Genomic DNA, 18,905 nt, shown 5'->3' with positions numbered 1-18,905 from the left:
ATCCCTATGAGAGCACTTATTAAATTAGTTTCACTTCTTATTGCTGCAGGATTTATACTTGGAGCATATTTTAAATATTATGGTGATGTGCTAGTTGGAGAACGCATTATAGGTATAAGTGTTTTGGCCAGTGCGTTTGTGCTCATGCCTTTATTTTTGGCACATCGATGGAAGGGTAAACGTCTACAGGACTATACTTTAACCAAAGAAAACATGGACAGGATGAATAAAAAGAATTCAGGCAAAGACTCCGAAGAAGAGGATAAGTCAGATGAAAACAAGAAATGAGAATTCTAGTTTATTGAAAATGATTTAATTAAAATAAACTTTTTAAATAAATTGAATACAGAACATTAATTTTGTTTACTTTTGTTGTATATTATTAATTATTATTTATTATTATGCAAGGTAAAGTAAAATTTTTCAATGAGTCTAAAGGTTATGGATTCATTACAAACGACGAGACAGGAGAAGACATCTTTGTTCACGTTACAGGACTAAACGGAGAAACTCTTAATGAGGGTGACGAAGTTGAGTACACAGAAGAAGAAGGAAGAAAAGGAATGAACGCTACAGATGTACGTTTGATCTAATCATATAAACATTTTTTTTTCAAAACCTTAAAACGCCACTCTTTCGAGTGGCGTTTTTGTTATGTAAGTTTTAAGCACAACTTTTATTATTACTGCTTTATGATTTTATAGCTTTTAGCTTTCTGATCTTGACTGATAAGATTAACGAAGTAAACCCCTGAAGTTAGATTTTCTAGGTAAATGTTACCTCCAACCTCTTTAAAAGATTTCACCAATTTACCACTAATGCTATACACTTCAATTTGCTCTATTTTGATTTTATTGGGATTAATGAAGTGTAAAACATCCTGAATTGGATTGGGAAAAATTGAAACCTCATTCATACTTTCAAAATCCTCAGCGCTTAAGTTGCAGGTTGCAGAAAATGAGAATGTTCTAACACCACCAGCGAGAATATTCCAGGTGTCATAAGGGAAACTTCCTGAACTAGCAGCATCTGGATCATTGACTCCTATACAAACCGGCCAATCGTTCTGACCTCTGGGAAAACCCTCAAAATTCAGTTCTAAAGTAATGTTTTCATAATTAAACTCAGGATTATTTAAAAATATAGATTTGATATCCACATTGGTTAAATCTAAATATTCCAGGTTTTGCAGATTACTCAGGTTCAAACTTTCTAGAGATATTTCTGGAACGTCAGCCGCATCATTTGTGATATAAATTTCACGTAAATTCAAGTTACTATTCAAAAAGTCGGCTTTACTATCGTCCCCATAAAAATTAAAAGAGGTGTTATTGAGATTTAAAACTTCAAGCTGTGTGAAATCTTGAATACCCGTAAAATCATTGATTTGAATGATCCCAGTACTAATTGGACTTAATATCAATTCAATTATGTTTTCAATATCAGAAGTAAAAACCTGACCATTAATAATCCCATCTGAATCAATTTCAAGATCGATTAAGGCTTGTTCAAAATTTTCGTCTGGAATGCTTGTAATTTGTGCTTGAGATTCGGTGGAATGTAAAAGGACCAGAAAGAGTAAAGAGTAGAGCTGTTTCGTAATGTAAGATTTTGATTTAAAGATAGATAAAAACTATTTTAAACAAAAAAACTCCTTTAATTTAATAAAGGAGTAATGCTATTACAAAAAAGTAAATCGGACTTATTCTACTACTTCAGCGTCTTCAGTATTGTCAATTAAAACCTGACCTCTGTAAAATAATTTACCTTCATGCCAGTGTGCTCTGTGAAATAAGTGCGCTTCGCCAGTTGTAGTATCTGTAGCGATTTGAGGCATTTTAGCCTTGATGTGCGTTCTTCTCTTATCTCTTCTTGTCTTCGATATTTTTCTCTTTGGATGTGCCATTGCTCAAATATGTATTATTCGTTTAGTAATTCCTTAAGTTTATCCCAGCGAGGATCTGTATCCTCTTCTTTTTTTTCTTCTTTTGAAACTGATTTAGGTTTCAACTCTTCTAATTTTTCAAGAATGTCAGATTTTATAGACCCATCTTCTACACCTGGATGAATTCTTTTGGCTGGTAGGCCTAAAATAACTCCTTCATAAATGTATTGTTGAACTTCTATTTCGTGTTCACCGTGAGGCAAAATCAACAGTTCTTCATTATCGTCATTATAATCTTCCCCAAACTTTACCACCAATGACAGATGATTGTCTATAGGCTGATTGTAAGGTTCTAAAGTGACATCACAATTCACATTCACATGACCAGAAAAACTAAATTCCAGCTCAAGCATGTTTGCTTTTTTAGTGAATTCTAAATTCACCTTAATAGCCGAATTATTAAATTCTTGAAAATCAAAAAGGTCAAAGAACGCATTATCAACTTCGTAATCAAATCTGTGCTGTCCTTCCTTCAACCCCACAAAGGGTATCGCGTAAGCTTTAAACTTCCTCATTCAACATCAGTTTTGAGCCTGCAAATATATTAAAAATTTGCAATAATCCTTTCTTAAATTCAATAATGATTTTACAATGGATTTTTAGTCAGTTTCAAATACTCCATTCTGTTCTTAAAAATGGAAATCGACATGAATATAGCTTGGGTGAACGAACTGCCTTCAGCAATACCTTTACCAGCAATATCAAAGGCTGTCCCATGATCTGGCGAAGTTCTTATTCTGTTGAGGCCAGCTGTAAAATTCACTCCGTTTCCAAAGGATAAGGTTTTGAAAGGAATCAGTCCCTGATCGTGATAGGCTGCTATAATTGCATCAAAGTTTGCATTGTTTTTGGAACCGAAAAAACTATCTGCAGCATATGGCCCAAAAACAAACTTCCCACTGTCTATAAATTTCTTTACCGCTGGCTTGATCACCTCATCATCTTCCTTGCCTATCACTCCACCGTCACCAGAGTGCGGATTGATTCCTAAAACTGCAATTTTTGGTTCTCTAACATTGAAATCTTTTTTAAGTGATTCATGAATAGCACTTACCTTTTTACTGATAAGCTCTTCATTGATTTTGGAAGAGACATCTTTCACAGGCACGTGATCTGTTAAAAGTCCCACTTTAATGTTATCAGAAACCATAAACATCAAGCTATCTCCTTTAAGTTCCTGAGCTAAAAAGTCTGTATGTCCAGGAAAATTAAACTCATTTGACTGTATACTATTCTTATTTATAGGCGCTGTGACGAGCGTATCAATATCTTTTTTGACCAATGCTTGAGTAGCCGCTTTAAGCGATTTGATGGCATAACCGCCTATGGTTTTATCTTCTTTTCCAAAATTCACTTTCACGTTTTCCTTCCATACATTCACTACATTGATTTTGCCTTCTACTGCATCTTCAGCTTTAGCAATACCGTGAAATTGTAACTTGATCTTGAAATGATTTCCAAAAAAAGACATCATTTTGGAATTAGCAAAAATAACAGGAGTAAAAAGCTCCAGAACTCTACTGTCCTGTAGAGATTTCAATATAATTTCAGGTCCAATCCCATTCATATCTCCAATGCTAATTCCCACTCTTATATTTGACCCTGTTTTCATAAAATTCATCTATTTTTGTAGTAAACAAAGGTAACGAAATAATCTACAATTATGTTTACAGGTATTATTGAGGAAGTAGGAAGTATCTCAAAAATTGAGACTTCGGGAGGGAATATAGATTATACAATTAAGGCAAATCTTGCCAGAGAATTAAAAATTGACCAGAGTGTAGCACACAATGGCGTATGCCTTACTGTTGTTGACATAAAAGAGGACACCTATAAAGTCACTGCAATCGATGAAACTTTAAATAAGACCAATCTAAAGCATCTTAAAGAAGGACACTTCATCAATCTGGAAAGAGGCATGAGAATGAATGCTCACCTCGATGGGCATATTGTGCAAGGTCATGTGGACCAGACCGCTACATGTGAACGTGCAGAAACGAAAGATGGAAGCTGGGAATACACCTTTTCATACGATCCAAAACTCATGAACGTGACTATAGAGAAAGGCTCCATCACCATTAATGGAGTGAGCCTAACGGTTGTGAATTCAAAATTGAATGAATTTAGCGTGGCTATTATTCCTTATACTTACGAGCACACAACGTTCAAAACGTTGAAAAAAGGTGATGTTGTGAATCTGGAATTTGATGTAATAGGAAAGTACGTTAAACGCCTGATGGAACTTCAATCCCAGTAATTTAATCTATAGTTACATCATTTATCAAAATATTGAAGAGGTCTGCCTTGGATTTAAGAAGTTGTTCAAATACTTTGATTTCCTTCAATCTGGCATCGATAAGGCTTACCTCTCTTGCATTGATGAGGAATACGGAACTTTCACCAAAACTAAATTTTCGCTCTTCTGCCCGGAGTAAGCTGGTATTATCTTCTACAATAGATTGAAAAGTATTAAGCTGAGTTATAAAGGATAAAATTTCACTCCTGGACGCTTGAATTTTATTCTGAAGCTGTAGAGATTCAAAATCCAAATCCAGCTGTGCCTCATTGACTTTAATCTTTGCTAATTTTAAATTTCCACGCTCCTTTCTTAAAAATAAAGGAACTTTGAAGAAAACCCCAGCTTTATAGTCGTTGGTGTTGAAATTTTCAAATTGACCAACACGTTCGTTGATGAAGTTGTATTCAACATCCAACTGAGGTTTGAGCATTTCAGCCTTCAGCCTTTGGTCTACTTCAAGCTGATCTATTTTAAAATCCAAAGCCCTTATTTTTGGATGATCTTCCAAAACAAAATTTTCCAACTGAAGCAAATTGGTGCCAAGGACCGGGTCTAATGAATTTTCATCCAAATCTTCAGGAGCGACAAAAGGACCAAGTTCCAATGGGATATTATCTTCAAACCACAAAAAATTAGACAACTTTAGGCGGCTTTTAATCAATTTCAAATTCGCTTGTTCCAGACTTAATTTCCGATTTTGAACTATGATTCCAGCTTCCAGTGTATCTATTGTTGGAATATCTCCTGCAAGTGCACTTTGTTTAATACCGTCAAACCTGATTTCTGCTCTATCAACAAAATTTTCAAATAAATTAACCTCTCTGTTTGACAAATACCAATCCAGATAAGCTAACACGGCATCAGAAAGCAACTGGTTGAGTCTAATATCTCGCTGCGCCTGACTTAAATCCTGCATGATTTTGGCCTGCCTTAAGTCTGCCATTCTATCATTAATAAAAAGCCCCTGACCTATCGGTACCGAGACTCCTGCACTGTATAATCCATCGTCTGGCACTGTACGTTCTGGGTTCAAAAACTGACCTTGATTTTGTTCAAACCCAGCTTTCACCTCAATTCCATACCAGGTAGGTATTTTGAATGTAGAATTCAGAACATCATAATATTCAGTCCCCTTAAATTCTTTGTTTTTCCAATCTACCATCACCTGAGGATCAAAAGCGCCACGTGATCTAAGCAATTCTGCCTGGGCTGAAGAGATTTCAAAATTAGCAAGTTGAGCTATAGGATGAAATTCTTTCACGTAAGCCAAAAATTCATTGAGACTTAAGACATTATCTTCAGCTACCTCTTCTGGTGAATCCTGAGCAACTGAGGTCAAATGAAATATAAAACCAAATACTAGTAAATAGAAACGGCTCATTTTCCAGTATTTTGATTCTTATTCACACTTGTATTAGCATCTTGAGGTTTGTAGTAATCTGGTGGGAAGCCATTTATTTGCCTCCAGACCTCATACCACACAGGAACATCATTTAGGAGTGCAAGCGTTCTGGCTCCAGACCCTGCTCTAATTACATCTGGCCATTCTCCCTCTTTAGGATCTGGCTCAACAAGTACTCTAAATTTTCCATTAGGACTCGCGGTTCTCTCAACTGCAACAATTTGACCACCGTAAGTACCGTAAGATAAATTAGGCCAGCCAGAAAAGAAAATTGCAGGCCATCCGTCAAAAATAATTCTTATAGGCTCTCCAGGGTGTAATAATGGTAAGTCTAAAGGGTCTACAAATGTTTCAACAGCCAGATCTATATCGATAGGCATGATGCTCACAATTTTGGTCCCTGCAGAAAAAGTCTCACCAATACCGCTCTGCAACGCTCTGTTTATAAATCCATCCTGAGGCGCTGTTATGTACCTCATCCCAGATCTAACTGTAAAATTGGAAAGATCTGTTTCGAGTTTGGTTCGCTGAGCTTCGGTGTCATACTGGCTCGAAAGTGCCGTGAACTTTTCACTCTCCGCTTTAGAAATCTTATCCTGATAACTGGCTTTGATACTTGAAATTTCTATTTGCGCGTTTATAACTTCGTTTCTACTTGCCAGCAATTTGTTCTTTTGAGAAACAACCTTGGCTTGGCTGTTTTGAAGCTGTAATCTTTTTCCTTCCAGATCGGTTACAGCTTTCAACCCTTCTTTTTCTAAGCTTTCGGTTCGTTCATACTGTCGCTCTGCAATGGTCACCTGGGTTTTAGCAGCCTCAAGTTCAATACTATCACTCTCCACCATCAAGTTAGCCTGCATAAGCTTATTGACGGCTTGCTCTAGCTTTAGTTTTCTTTCTTCTGTAAGCGCTTCTATCTGAACATTAAGAGCCTTTACTTTTGAAGTATAAGATTCAACAGAAAAGTTTTTTGCAGTAATTTGAGACTGAGCTCTCTGGAGTAAGTCTGGGTCAAAAAACTTATCTGTGACTTCAGAGATATATAATATAGTGTCTCCTTTGTTTACAATTTGACCTTCTTTGACGTACCATTTCTCAATCCTTCCTGAGATAGCAGACTCAATATTTTGTGGCCTTTGATTTGGCTGCAGTGTCGTTACAAAGCCCTTTCCTTGTACAATTTGCGTCCATGGAAGGAATAAAATGGCTAATAAGACTATTCCAAAAACTGTCATCACCTTATTGAAGGTAAGAAAACGGTCTTTATGAAACGTGAATTGCATTGATTTATAATTAGATAAATCAACTTTTTCGTTAAGTCTAAGTTTTGATATATCTAGCATGCTATTCTTTTATTTGCATTTCTCCATTATCCATATAGAAGAAGCGATTACACTTTTCTTTCCATATTTTATTATTGCTCACAACCACAATTGCCCAAGGTCTGTCTGGACTAGTTAAGAAATCTATAATTTTTCTAGACTCTTCATCTTGGAGATCTTCAGTTGGATCTTTCAAAACTAGAAGTTTTGGCTGCGAAGCAACAGCTCTTGCTATCATTATTTTTTTATTAACAGTATAAGGTAGTTGACGACCTTCCGAATAAATTGTAGTCTTTAAGCCTCGATCCTGAGCCTTTACAAATTTTGAAAGGTGAAGTTTTTCTACCAAAAACTGAACATATTCCATGGAGATATCTGGGTTATTTAAAGTAATATTTTCAAAAATAGTCCCTTCAAAAGTCTTATTACTTGGGAAATAATGGCCTGCAAAATCTCTAAAGTATGTTAGGTTTACATTTTTGAGATTGATGTTATTTACAAAAATATTTCCTTCTATCTCATTGATCAAGGCTACCAGAACCCTAAGTAAAGTTGACTTTCCAGAGCCCGGAGAGCCGCTTACCAAAATAAGATCTTGAGGATGAATAGTGGTATTGATGTTTTTTAACAATTGCTCTTTTCCAATAGTAAGGCTCACATTACTATATTCGAAAACAAAATCTTCCTGTTTATTGAAAGGTCTGTCTCCAGATTGAGACTCGATAGGAATATCTGTTACTCTTCCCAATTTTTCTAAGCCTGCAAGTAATCCGTAAAGATCTTCAAGGCCTTTAATCAATTTTTCTACCGAAGTAATCATCAATAAAATGACAATTTCTGCAGCTACAAACTGACCTATATTCATCTGCTGATTGATGACCAAAAGACCACCCCCTATGAGCAGTGCTGCTGCTACTATAACCTTGAAGGCGATCATTTTGAAAAACTGAAACCTCAATACACGGAAATGTCTTTCTCTGGCGTTCAGGTATTTTAGACTGGTCTCATCATTTCTATAGGATGAATAAGAGAAACTTTCTGACACTTTGAATCCTTCTATACTTCTTGCTACTTCCTGAATCCAGTGCGCGGTTTTATACTTATATTCTGATTCGATAAGTACTTCCTTCACCCCTTCATTAAGCGAAAGTTTAAAAATGACATAAAAAAGAAGAACAATTAAAATACCGAAGAAAACAAAAAATGGATGGTAAAGTGATAGTAAGATTAGACCAAATCCGATTTGTATAAATGCACTCGAAAATTCTATCAACAGCTTGGGTAGAGATTTTTGAATGGTCATTACATCAAAAAATCGATTAGCCAGCTCTGGAGGGTATTCATTTTGTAAGGCAGAATACTTCATCTTCGGGAATCTGTAGATGAGTTCAAACGAAGATCTTGCAAAAATACGCTGCTGAAGATCTTCACCGATTCTAATCTGCATATACCTTAATACTCCGGCAAAAGCAACACTAAAAAGAACGACGCCTGTTAGTAAAATCACCGAGGCATTGAAGCTGCCTCCTACTATGATATTTACAATAGCCTGTATACCAAGCGGAAGACCAAGTTCGACAAGTCCTGCGAAAACAGCATAAAATAATATTTTAAAAACCGATTTTCTTTCTAGTGAAAGTAATCTCCAAAGTCTTACCCAAGGTGTCCTTGTATTGCCTGCAGCCATACTTAATGCTTTAATGTTTTGGTCAGTAAATCTTTATGGAATAAATATAAATTATCTTTTGAATGACAGTCAGTTAAATTATGAAAATGTTCAGATAAGAAATATTGGTTCAGGGATCCTTCAATGATGAGGGATGCTAAACTATTAGAGTAAGCATACTTTGGATTTACCCCTACTATCATTTCAGACAATCTGAGTGCCAAACGCTTATAAATACTAAAATAACCTGCTTCGTTCTGAACATCGACAAGTTTGTGATGATATGCTTTTACAAATTCTGAATTTAAGATATGCCTCAACTTTCCTCCATCTACTTCAAAAGAAGAGTAAGTTGTTTCTGGAGTACTAAATAAGGTCTCGACTGCTTTCAACAGCTTTTCCATTCCCGGATTCATATTATTGGTTTGCACTACCATTTGAAATTCCATAATTCCCCAATATAATGAAGATAAATACAATAGGAGTCTGTGCTTATTTTCAAAATATCTGTAGATGGAACTTTCTGTAGAGCCAATGGCCTTGGCTAACTTCTTGAAATTAAACTCTTCAATACCATGAAGATCAATGAGATCAATACTCGACTTTACAATCTTGAGCCCTAAAGGAGAACTCTCGGGATCTTTTAAATAAAGATCAGAATTTATATCTACTCTCAGGCTAGATAGTATATTATGCATTCTCAATAATTTAAAACGCGAATGTAATAGTTATACTATCAATGTAGTGTATAATGAAATGTTAAATAAATTGAATAGGATGTTATCATACAATCTATAAATAATGTAATTTGTGCAAGTTTTTTCAAAGTATGAAACTAAGAATCAAATTTAGATCAAGACCAAAGCGTTTTCAGAACAGAACAGAATCTTGCCTCAACTGCGATTATTCTCTGGACATATCAGATCGTTTTTGCTCTTACTGCGGACAAAAAAACTCGTCCAGAGCCTTAACTCTGAAAGAGCTTTTGATGGAGTTTTTTGCTGGTTTATTTTCTTATGACTCACGCTTTAGAAAAACCATTGGTGCTTTAGTATTAAAACCTGGCAAAATAAGCAGGGCCTATATTGAAGGCAAAAGAATAAGTTATGTAAATCCGTTTCGCTTTTTTATTAGCACAGCCATAGTCTTTTTCCTTATTATCAGCTGGATTAACAGGGAGGAACTCAATGATTATAAAAGTATTTCTGAAGAGGAAAGCTCTGCTCTTAGTGAAAGCTTCGACTATGAATTTGATTTTGACGATGGAACCCCAGCATCAAAAATTCAAGCTTATTTAAAAGAAAATCCAAAAACCACTTATGCTGAAACCATTGCAGCTACAAATGAAGAAGAAAGCCTTACCAATAGGTTAAAATTTGATTTCCTAAAAGGCTACACAAGATTGCAGGATAACCCCAAGGCTTATTTAAACTTTCTCTTGCCCAAACTTCCTTTTTTCCTGTTCTTTTTTGTGCCCATTTTTACACTATTCAACGTCTTATTCTACATCAGAAAAAAAATTCCTTATACCCATCATCTTATTTTCAATTACAATCAGCAAACTGTGTTTTTAATATTGTTGCTTTTAGCCATCGTGATAAGTTTTGTAGATTTATGGATATGGTTGCTTGTCTATCTGTTTTACTTGTATAAATCCATGCGAAAGTTTTATACTCAAAATAGGTTTAAAACCATCGTAAAACAATTTCTGATGATTAACTGTTACTTTTTTAGTATTCTTTTTGTACTGATAAGTTTCTCGATTTTAAGTATAGTTTTTTTTTGAAAGTTGAGTTAAAGACATCATATAAAAAACCTCTTTACCAATTTCTACAGCTCGTTCCAAATACTTTTGGTCTTGAAGCTTGGTATTATCAAACAGTTTTGGATCTTCATAAGGCGTAGAAAATCTTGAGGATGCACCTGGTATAAATGGACAGTTTTTATCAGCATGGGAGCAGGTCATTATCGCCAAAAAATCTTCTTTTGGATTTTCAGAAGCATCATAAACTTTAGAAAAACATGTAGTTGAAAGTTGATCTCCAAATTTAACTTCATACCTTGGATTTATTTCATCAGCATTTTGACTCACTTGAAAACACATAGTTTCCAGAGCTGTTATGGAGTTAGGATGCAATGCTGTTACTTCTGTACCGCCAGAAAAGACCTGAATCTTGGAAGAAAGACCATAAAACTCTGCAGCAACTCTTGCCCAAATTTGGCCAAAATGACTTCTTCTGGAGTTATGTGTACAAATGTATATCAATTGAGATTTCCCATTTTTTTCAATCTGAGAATCTATAGCTATGGCTATATTTTTTAAGACATGCTTTCTTTCTGCTGAAATTGAATCGCGTTCACTTTCAAATTTTCTACAAAGTTTTTCTATTCTTGGAAACATAAATGCTGATGTTGGATAGATGACAAACTTAATAATTAATACCTCCACTTATTAGCCAGAGCGACTAAAGATAACATAACAGGAACCTCAATAAGAATTCCTACCACCGTCGCCAGTGAAGCCCCAGAATTAAGCCCAAATAAAGAGATGGCCACGGCAACCGCCAGCTCAAAAAAGTTACTCGCACCAATCATAGCAGAAGGCGCACATACGTTATGCTTCAATTTTAGATATCGACCAACAAACCAGGTGATAAAAAAGATGAAATAGGTTTGTATCGTCAAAGGCACCGCAATCAGTAAAATATCAAAAGGATTATTGATGATTTTATCACCCTGAAAAGCAAACAAAAGCACCAAAGTAGTGATTAAGGCAATCATAGATACGGGTTTCAATTTGGCCAAGAAAACCGAATTAAACCATTTCAGTCCGTGCTTTTTAATCAAAAATTTATTGGAGACATACCCGGCTGTAAGGGGAATCACTACAAAAATCAATATAGAATAAATCAAAGTGTCGTAAGGAATTTCAATATCGGTAACCCCCAGCAGAAACCTTACTATAGGAATAAACAGCACCAGAAGAATCAAATCGTTAATGGAGACTTGTACCAAAGTATAATTAGCATCTCCTTTGGTCAGGTAAGACCAGACAAACACCATTGCGGTACAAGGCGCTGCCCCAAGAATAATCGCTCCAGCAATATATTGCTGAGCATCCTCTGGAGATAAGTAAGCTTGAAAAATCTGATCTAAAAACAACCAGGCAAAAAAGGCCATTGTAAAAGGTTTAATCAACCAGTTGATGACCAAAGTGAGGCCAATGCCTTTACTGTTTTTGGTCACATTTTTTATGGAAGAAAAATCGATTTGAACCATCATGGGATAGATCATCATCCACACCAGAATCGCTACAGGGAGATTAACTTTAGCAATCTCCAATTCGCTTAAAAATTCAATGGAATCTCCAAACAATCTACCAATACTGATTCCTGTGATGATGGCCAAAGCCACCCATAAGCTTAAGTACCTTTCAAATTTTCCCATTATTGTAATAAAATATATTTTAAGTTGTTGTCAGTTCGAGTGATTTTATGGAATAAAATCGTATAGAAAACTGGCTTCATAGTCTTCTTTTAAACTAGCTCCAGATACAGCGCTACATTTTATTTCGTACCACTCGAGCTAACAGCTATGGAGAATCTGGTCAAGTCGAAACTGCCTACATCGCATTGGTAAGCCATCAACAGCATCCAGAACCTGAAGCACAGGAATTTTGTTCAACAACTTCAGGTTCTGGAATACCGCATTTATCTTTGGCCAGGCAGTCTGTAAGTGTACTTACTAGTTGAAATTTGCCATCGCTAAAGTCTAAATGGTATTTACCAATAGTATTGCCCTGGTATTCTACCTCAACTTCCAGTCTATCATCGATAAAGAGTTTCTTTTCGGAAAGTTGGATTATGTTTTTAAGTTTTTTAGGCTGCAACCTGTGATCGACGTCATCTGCATTCCAAAGTTGAAAATTCACCACTTTTTCATGTCTCAAAGTTCCTCCACAGTCGATAAAATCTTTGGTCACCTGCCCCACTTCTGTGACATGAAAATGAGAAGGAACGGTGGTTCGGTCTGGCAATTGAAACTGCAAAGTGTCTAGTTGAGCTAAATGGTCTTTTACTTGTTTGAGTGTCATAATGTTATAGTTAAATGATGTTTTATAAATCTTCGTATACTTCGTGTCTCTGTGGTTAAATTGCTTAAATTATAATCAAATGGAGATAATTTTGTTTAACAACAATCTTTAGAATTAGGATAGCGATCAAAAAGCTCATTGAAAATCAATTTCATCTCATACCATTTCTCTTCATTAATGCAGTAACAAACCGAAGCACCTTCAATATTCCCTTTGATGATGCCTGCATTCTTTAATTCTTTCAAATGCTGACTTATGGTGGATTGAGCTAAGCCCAGTTCTTCAACCAAATCCCCACAAATACAGGAATTAGATTTCAATATAAACTCTAAAATTGCTAGTCTTGCCGGATGTCCAAAGACTTTAGCTAGTTGTGCAAATTCATTTTGCTTATCTGTAAAAAGATCTGATCGCGTAATTCCCATATCGTAATAACTTTATATTGCAATATTACGATGAATAGTTCAGCTCACAAAATTCAAAAGAAAGTTTTCAACTTCTTTCACTCCTTAAAGTCTTAGGAATGTAAATTTGCCCTTCAAAAAATAAAAGCCCTTATGATTGGACGTTGTGTCTGCCTGTTTATTTACTTATCAGTATGTGTAGGAATAGCTCAAGACAAAAAGCAATACAACATTGTGAGGCAAGATGAATCTGCTGTGATTGACGGTGACCTCACAGATGAAGTCTGGCAAAACCTTGATGTCGCTACCAATTTTATACAGTTCACTCCCAACCTCAATCTTGCTGCAACTCCAGACAGAAGAACTGAAGTTAAATTATACTATACTGACGAGGCTGTATTCGTTTCGGCAAAGCTATACGACGACCCCAACAAAATCATGAGCCAAAATACCATCCGGGATGAGTTTGGCCAGACCGATTATTTTACGTTGGTGCTCAACCCCAATAACGATGCGCAAAATGATACTCAATTTATTGTTTTCAGCTCAGGAACTCAGGCTGATGCATTATCTTCTCCAAGCATAGGACAGGATTTTGGGTGGAATGCCGTATGGGAAAGTGCGGTAAAAAAAACAAGCTTTGGATGGCAACTGGAGATGAAAATTCCTTATAGAACGCTTAGATTCCCAAAGGAAGACGTTCAGACCTGGGGGGTCCAATTCCGAAGGTATTTTAGAAGAGAACGCTCTGAATATGCCTGGAATCCTATCGACAGAACCAAAGGTTACGAAGGCTTGTACCATGGAGAATTGATAGGTGTAAATAACCTTGAACCTCCACTACGCTTAAATTTATATCCGTTTACGACTGGAATCGTCAACAGCATTGGGGACAAAACTTCTACTGATTTTAAATTGGGTATGGATCTTAAATACGGCATCACCGATAACTTAACCCTTGACGCTACACTTATCCCTGATTTTAGCCAGGCTAGATTTGACGATGTCGTTTTAAATCTTGGTCCTTTTGAACAAACGTTTGCAGAACAACGTCAGTTTTTTACTGAAGGTGTAGATCTTTTCACCAAGGGAGATTTATTTTTTTCGCGGCGAGTTGGCAATGAACCCACAGGCTCAGTTAATTTAAATAATGATGAAGTCGTTGAAACCCTGCCAGATGAAGTAGACTTGATCAATGCCATCAAAATGTCAGGCAGACTCAAAAATGGTCTTGGAATTGGTGTCTTTAACGCGGTGACAGAATCTACGAAAGCCACTGTTATCGACACTTTGAACAATACTGCCCGTCAAACTGAAGTAGAACCTTTGGCAAATTATAACATCCTGGTTGCCGATCAGCAATTCAATAGAAATTCTTCAGTGAGCTTAATCAACACTAATGTTACCAGATCGGGGAGCGCTAGGAATGCGAATGTCACTGGGGCTTTATTTGACCTGATTAATAAAAGTAACACCTATAAACTGGCTGGAGAAATCAAGATGAGTCACATCAATGAAGCTGATGATAACACCACTGGCTTTAGCTCTGCACTTGAAGTAGCTAAAATAAGTGACCAATATCAATTTGCACTGGGTCATGAATACGCCGATGATAAATACGACATCAATGATTTAGGACTTTTACTTAGGAATAATTTCAATAATTTCTCCGCTAATGCCTCCTACAGGATTTTTGAACCCACAGCCAATTTCCAAAGCTATACCATAAGTTTTTCATCCCTCTATAAGCAACTCGCTACACCAAATACATATACAGGCCTGGAACTCGGTGCTGATTTTTTCGCAAATTCTCTAAAACTTGACACCTATGGTTTCAATATTGGTATGGAGCCTGGAAGGCAGTTTGATTATTTTGAACCACGCGTAGACGGTCGCTTCTTTATCTATGAGAATTTCACAAATGTTGGTGGGTTTCTCTCCTCCAACTACAACAGAAAATTTGCTATTGATATCCGAAGCAATGTCAATACATTTTTGGAAAGCGGAAGAGAATCTTATGCTTACAATATAAATGTAGAGCCTAGAGTACGATTTAACGACTTTTTCTTTATGGTCTACAGTTTTACTTTCGACAATCGCATCAATGACAGGGGTTTTGCAAGCTTTCTTGAAGAAGAACCCATTTTTGGGGAACGTGACAGACAAATTTTGACCAATAGTATTTCCGCTAATTATAATTTCAATCCTTTTCACGGATTAAAATTACAGCTGCGTCACTATTGGGATACGGTATTGTATGATGAATTTATGTATGATTTGAACCCCAATGGTAGACTTTCTGAAAATCTAGATCTTCCAAAGAACGACTTACCTAGCAGCCCAGATATCAATTTTAGTACTTGGAACTTAGACTTGAATTATTCATGGCAATTTGCACCAGGTAGTTTTTTAACGGCTTTATACAGAAACCAATTGTTCAGCAATACTGAAGAAGCTCAAAATAATTTTGAAACAACTTTTACTGATTTGTTTCAGCAGGATATCCAGCATACAGTATCTATTCGGCTTCAATACTTTCTGGATGTAAACAAAGCGAAATCTGTTTTTACTTCAGAAGAGATTTAATTTTTGGTATTAACCTCTCAGCTCTTAAAGACCTGTGAGGTTTAGCTCCAAGCTTTGTCAGAACTAAGAGTCGATTAATTTTTTAGAAATTCACCAACTTCATCGATGGTTTGTTTGGCGTAGCGCCCAACACCAATGATAGTTGCAGAAGCAAACCCAGTCCATCCGCCGTAACCTACCAGCCAAAGGCCTTCAGTTTCTTTGGATTTAGTCGTCTCCGTCGGGACTTTTCCTTTGTTATCTGTGGACACCAAATTTTCTAAAATACCAGTAGAGTAGCCAAATCCAGTACACCAAATGACGACGTCAACAGGTTGGTGAGTTCCATCTTCCAAAATCACTCCCTCTTTGGTGATGCTTTGTAATGGACCCACGGAGTGCAATACGTCACGCTCTCTTGCTTCTTTGACCGAAGGTACCATGACGATGTTTCCCAAATTGAATTTGGAGCTGTCAAATTTTTCGCCTTTCTTTTCCGCATAATATTTTGCAGAGGCCACATCAAACAAAACTCTACCATCCACATCGTCTGGTAAATATTCCGGAGCATTGCGTGTGCACCAAAATGTCTCTGCAACCTTAGACACTTCGGCAAGAATTTGAGCTCCAGAATTGCCCTCGCCTACAATAACTACTTTTTGACCTTTAAATTTATCTGGACTGAGGTAATCTGAAGAATGCAGCTGTTCTCCTTCAAATTTATCCCGACCTTTTACTTCTGGAATGAAGGGATTTTGGAAAGTGCCTGTGGCCGAAATCACCGACTTGGAAGTGTAATCTCCAGTATTGGTTTTGATATTGAAAATACCATCCTCTTTTTCTACTGAAATCACTTTTACAGGGCGTTCTATAGGAAACTTGTAGCGATCTTCATACTGGCAAAGGTAACTGATGGTTTCCTCTCGGCTTGGAAATTCACCTTCAGATTCTGGCATCTGCCAGCCTGGAAGAGAACTGTGTTCTGGTGGCGAAAATAAGGTGAGGGATTTCCAAGCGTGATTCCAGGAGGCTCCACAGGAGTCTTGATCGTCTAAGATAAGGTAATCCAAATCTTTTCGTCTTAGGAAAAACCCACAGGCCAAAGCACTTTGACCGCCTCCTATAATAATGAGATCGTATATTTTTTCTGACATGGTCTAAGTTTAAGAAACTTAGATTAATAATACTACTCCTCTGCTGAATTATCTTTCTCTAAACGGTATTTTGACTTCAGGTCGCCTTCAATCTCCTGATCCTTCATATCTAAAACTATTAGAGCATTTTCAACAACCTTATAGGAATTGGGCGGATCTTCATTTTGAAATTGAATTGAATTTCCTGCTTCATCCCAATTGAATTTACCTTCTGATGAATAAAACTCTTGACTTTTTCCTAAGTACTTTATGCTTTTTTGATAAGTTAAATCCGACTGAAGCTCAATACGGGTTTGAATCCCTTCACAATCTGCACAGGGAATTATTCCCGTATAGACGCCAGACCAATCCAGAGAATTTTGGCTATTATGCTCATCCTTGAAAGACTGGGTAGGTTCATTAGTGTCTTGCTCAGGTTTGGCTTCAGTTTTAGTTGTCTTCTTACACGATATAAAAGCAATAAGTATTAAGCAAGATAAATACAGACGTAGTTTCATTTAAAGTAAAATTTATAAAGCTAAATATCTGAAAAAATAGTAGTAACTCGTATCAAATTCCGAAGAAATTTAAGCTCGAGCCCTCTTTCTCGCTGGGTTTTTGGACACCATAAACACACCTAAGAATACAAGAATAGCAGCAATAATCTTTAAAATATTCAACTCATCTGCTCCAGAGATAATTGCAAAAGCTATAGCAATTACTGGTTGTAGATAGGTAAAAACACCAATGGTAGAAGCAGACAAATGCTTAAGTGCAAAAATATTCAATAAATAAGTGGTAAAAGTGGTTCCAAGCACTACAAATCCAATACGCCAGGCTGCAGAGAAAGGCATGTTCACCCAGTCAACTTCTCGGAATTCTGACCAGCCAATAGGTAGATTGATAAGTATCGCCGTCAAGAACAACCACCGCATCAATGTAATAGGGTGGTAAGTTTTGGTTAAAGGTTTGGCGACAATCAGAAACATACCATAGGACAAAGCATTGATCAAAAGCAAGACATTACCTAAAGGAATATTAGGCGCTCCTACTTCCTGCTGAACTCCAAAAAGAATAAGTGTAAGACCTCCAAATAACCCAATAAGTGCTCCAGAGCCCTTTAAAATTGTGATTTTTTCTCGAATCAGGACCGCAGACAAGACAAACACTAAAATAGGAGTAATGGTAACTATTACTGAGCTATTGATGGGTGTAGATAAGCTAAGCCCTTTGAAAAAAAACAGCATATTGATGACCATCCCAAAAACTGCACTGAGCAGCAATCTGGGCCAGTGCTCTCGTTTTATTCTTTCGTTTTTGATGAAAAGACTGACGGTCCAAAATAAAATACCAGCACCCAAAACTCGTATCGTTATAAACCCAAGTGGCTGGACATAATCTGGCATCAATCCCTTCGCTAGCGTGTGATTGATCCCGAAAATTGAAGTGGCTACAAAGGCAGCGATAAGAGCTAAGACACGTTTACTCATTAAAAAAAGACTTCAAGGCATCGACAGTCTGCTTGTCATTACCTATGAATATTTTATCCTCGAAAATGAAGATAGGTCTTTTTAAATATGTGTAATGAGATAGAATGTAAGATTTGATTTCTTCTTCAGAAAGGTTTTCGTCTTTCAAACCTTCTTCTGTGTATTTTTTAGCTCTTTTGTTTAACAAAATCTCGTAAGACCTCGTATTCTTCTGAAGCAATTCAAGATCTGCCTCAGATATATGCTCCTTCTTGATATCTTGAAGAATCATGTCTTCTGGTAATGAAAGTTTTCCTAGAATACGTTTGCAGGTATCGCAGGTGGATAGATAAAAGACTTTCTTCATTTTAAGAATTTTGTTGTGATTTTTTCTTTTTAAAAGATCTATAAACTACATAAAGTACTCCTCCCACCAGGATATAAGGGAAAGCCATAAGATAGACTATACCATCATTAATCGCTTCTGCCTGCCCCTGGTCTTGTTCAGACTCAAGAACTGCTCTACACATAGAACACTGCGAAGCGGAGTCCCAAACTATGACTAACATCAGAAGCAAAGTAAATACAATTTTTTTCGTTTTCATCA

22 protein-coding genes are annotated in these 18,905 nt (G+C 36.5%); 5 read left to right on the top strand and 17 right to left on the bottom strand.

The window, feature by feature from the left end:
- Nucleotides 1-6: 6 nt before the first annotated feature.
- Both LB454_RS10055 and LB454_RS10050 read left to right on the top strand, forming a co-directional pair.
- Complete coding sequence (locus LB454_RS10055) at nt 7-288, top strand: hypothetical protein (RefSeq protein ID WP_224464538.1); 282 nt, start codon at nt 7-9, stop codon at nt 286-288.
- 113 nt (nt 289-401) lie between these two features.
- Complete coding sequence (locus LB454_RS10050; protein ID WP_019037592.1) at nt 402-593, top strand: cold-shock protein; 192 nt, start codon at nt 402-404, stop codon at nt 591-593.
- An 89-nt stretch (nt 594-682) separates the two neighbouring features.
- Here LB454_RS10050 and LB454_RS10045 read toward each other — a convergent pair whose 3' ends face one another.
- The 4 genes from LB454_RS10045 to pdxA all read right to left on the bottom strand — a co-directional run bounded on the left by LB454_RS10045 (nt 683) and on the right by pdxA (nt 3,557).
- Nucleotides 683-1,423 carry a T9SS type A sorting domain-containing protein gene (locus tag LB454_RS10045; RefSeq protein WP_224464537.1) on the bottom strand — a complete coding sequence of 247 codons (741 nt, stop codon included), beginning with the start codon at nt 1,421-1,423 and terminating at the stop codon, nt 683-685.
- 279 nt (nt 1,424-1,702) lie between these two features.
- Nucleotides 1,703-1,906, bottom strand: coding sequence for a 50S ribosomal protein L32 (gene rpmF, locus LB454_RS10040; RefSeq protein ID WP_224464536.1), 204 nt, complete (start codon nt 1,904-1,906; stop codon nt 1,703-1,705).
- A gap of 14 nt (nt 1,907-1,920) precedes the next feature.
- A complete protein-coding gene (locus LB454_RS10035; RefSeq protein ID WP_224464535.1) occupies nt 1,921-2,460 on the bottom strand; it encodes a YceD family protein in 540 nt (179 codons plus the stop codon).
- 71 nt (nt 2,461-2,531) lie between these two features.
- On the bottom strand, nt 2,532-3,557 hold the full coding sequence (gene pdxA / locus LB454_RS10030) for a 4-hydroxythreonine-4-phosphate dehydrogenase PdxA (protein WP_224464534.1): 1,026 nt from the start codon (nt 3,555-3,557) through the stop codon (nt 2,532-2,534).
- 51 nt (nt 3,558-3,608) lie between these two features.
- Between pdxA and LB454_RS10025 the strand changes: the two genes are divergently transcribed.
- Nucleotides 3,609-4,202, top strand: coding sequence for a riboflavin synthase (locus LB454_RS10025; protein ID WP_224464533.1), 594 nt, complete (start codon nt 3,609-3,611; stop codon nt 4,200-4,202).
- 1 nt (nt 4,203) lies between these two features.
- On the opposite strand, the gene LB454_RS10020 is transcribed toward LB454_RS10025, so the two are convergent.
- The 4 genes from LB454_RS10020 to LB454_RS10005 are packed head-to-tail and all read right to left on the bottom strand — an operon-like array spanning nt 4,204 to nt 9,332.
- Nucleotides 4,204-5,625, bottom strand: a complete 1,422-nt coding sequence (locus LB454_RS10020; protein ID WP_224464532.1) for a TolC family protein — start codon at nt 5,623-5,625, stop codon at nt 4,204-4,206.
- Nucleotides 5,622-6,989, bottom strand: a complete 1,368-nt coding sequence (locus LB454_RS10015; RefSeq protein ID WP_224464531.1) for an HlyD family secretion protein — start codon at nt 6,987-6,989, stop codon at nt 5,622-5,624. Before LB454_RS10015 ends, LB454_RS10020 begins: the two co-directional genes overlap by 4 nt.
- Before the next feature lies 1 nt (nt 6,990).
- The gene (locus LB454_RS10010; RefSeq protein WP_224464530.1) at nt 6,991-8,655 is read right to left on the bottom strand and encodes a peptidase domain-containing ABC transporter; all 1,665 of its coding nucleotides are present in this window, start codon (nt 8,653-8,655) and stop codon (nt 6,991-6,993) included.
- Between the two features lie 2 nt (nt 8,656-8,657).
- A complete protein-coding gene (locus LB454_RS10005) occupies nt 8,658-9,332 on the bottom strand; it encodes a helix-turn-helix domain-containing protein (protein WP_224464529.1) in 675 nt (224 codons plus the stop codon).
- A 131-nt stretch (nt 9,333-9,463) separates the two neighbouring features.
- Between LB454_RS10005 and LB454_RS10000 the strand changes: the two genes are divergently transcribed.
- The gene (locus tag LB454_RS10000; protein WP_224464528.1) at nt 9,464-10,420 is read left to right on the top strand and encodes a DUF3667 domain-containing protein; all 957 of its coding nucleotides are present in this window, start codon (nt 9,464-9,466) and stop codon (nt 10,418-10,420) included.
- Here LB454_RS10000 and LB454_RS09995 read toward each other — a convergent pair.
- The 4 genes from LB454_RS09995 to LB454_RS09980 form a co-directional block, all read right to left on the bottom strand.
- On the bottom strand, nt 10,400-11,035 hold the full coding sequence (locus tag LB454_RS09995; RefSeq protein ID WP_224464527.1) for a low molecular weight phosphatase family protein: 636 nt from the start codon (nt 11,033-11,035) through the stop codon (nt 10,400-10,402). The genes LB454_RS10000 and LB454_RS09995 overlap by 21 nt on opposite strands.
- A 35-nt stretch (nt 11,036-11,070) precedes the next feature.
- Entirely contained in the window at nt 11,071-12,081 is a 1,011-nt protein-coding gene (arsB, locus tag LB454_RS09990; protein ID WP_224464526.1) for an ACR3 family arsenite efflux transporter, read from the bottom strand.
- 196 nt (nt 12,082-12,277) lie between these two features.
- A complete protein-coding gene (locus LB454_RS09985; protein ID WP_224464525.1) occupies nt 12,278-12,727 on the bottom strand; it encodes a DUF6428 family protein in 450 nt (149 codons plus the stop codon).
- A gap of 95 nt (nt 12,728-12,822) precedes the next feature.
- Nucleotides 12,823-13,152, bottom strand: coding sequence for an ArsR/SmtB family transcription factor (locus LB454_RS09980; RefSeq protein WP_224464524.1), 330 nt, complete (start codon nt 13,150-13,152; stop codon nt 12,823-12,825).
- A 132-nt stretch (nt 13,153-13,284) separates the two neighbouring features.
- On the opposite strand from LB454_RS09980, the gene LB454_RS09975 reads away from it, so the two are divergent.
- Nucleotides 13,285-15,717, top strand: coding sequence for a DUF5916 domain-containing protein (locus LB454_RS09975; protein WP_224464523.1), 2,433 nt, complete (start codon nt 13,285-13,287; stop codon nt 15,715-15,717).
- A gap of 74 nt (nt 15,718-15,791) precedes the next feature.
- On the opposite strand, the gene LB454_RS09970 is transcribed toward LB454_RS09975, so the two are convergent.
- The 5 genes from LB454_RS09970 to LB454_RS09950 form a co-directional block, all read right to left on the bottom strand.
- On the bottom strand, nt 15,792-16,850 hold the full coding sequence (locus tag LB454_RS09970; RefSeq protein WP_224464522.1) for an ArsO family NAD(P)H-dependent flavin-containing monooxygenase: 1,059 nt from the start codon (nt 16,848-16,850) through the stop codon (nt 15,792-15,794).
- Nucleotides 16,851-16,882: 32 nt separating this feature from the next.
- Nucleotides 16,883-17,347 (bottom strand): copper resistance protein NlpE, encoded by a 465-nt coding sequence (locus LB454_RS09965; RefSeq protein WP_224464521.1) that lies wholly within the window; start codon nt 17,345-17,347, stop codon nt 16,883-16,885.
- A gap of 69 nt (nt 17,348-17,416) precedes the next feature.
- Complete coding sequence (locus LB454_RS09960; RefSeq protein WP_224464520.1) at nt 17,417-18,319, bottom strand: DMT family transporter; 903 nt, start codon at nt 18,317-18,319, stop codon at nt 17,417-17,419.
- On the bottom strand, nt 18,312-18,665 hold the full coding sequence (locus LB454_RS09955; protein WP_224464519.1) for an arsenate reductase family protein: 354 nt from the start codon (nt 18,663-18,665) through the stop codon (nt 18,312-18,314). The genes LB454_RS09960 and LB454_RS09955 overlap by 8 nt, the downstream gene beginning before the upstream one ends.
- A gap of 1 nt (nt 18,666) precedes the next feature.
- On the bottom strand, nt 18,667-18,903 hold the full coding sequence (locus LB454_RS09950) for a hypothetical protein (protein ID WP_224464722.1): 237 nt from the start codon (nt 18,901-18,903) through the stop codon (nt 18,667-18,669).
- Nucleotides 18,904-18,905: the final 2 nt, after the last annotated feature.

The sequence above is a fragment of the Psychroflexus montanilacus genome, from assembly GCF_020164535.1.
Lineage (GTDB): Bacteria > Bacteroidota > Bacteroidia > Flavobacteriales > Flavobacteriaceae > Psychroflexus > Psychroflexus montanilacus.
The sequence above is the reverse complement of the archived record's forward strand: the minus strand, read 5'-3'. Positions and strand labels throughout refer to the sequence as shown.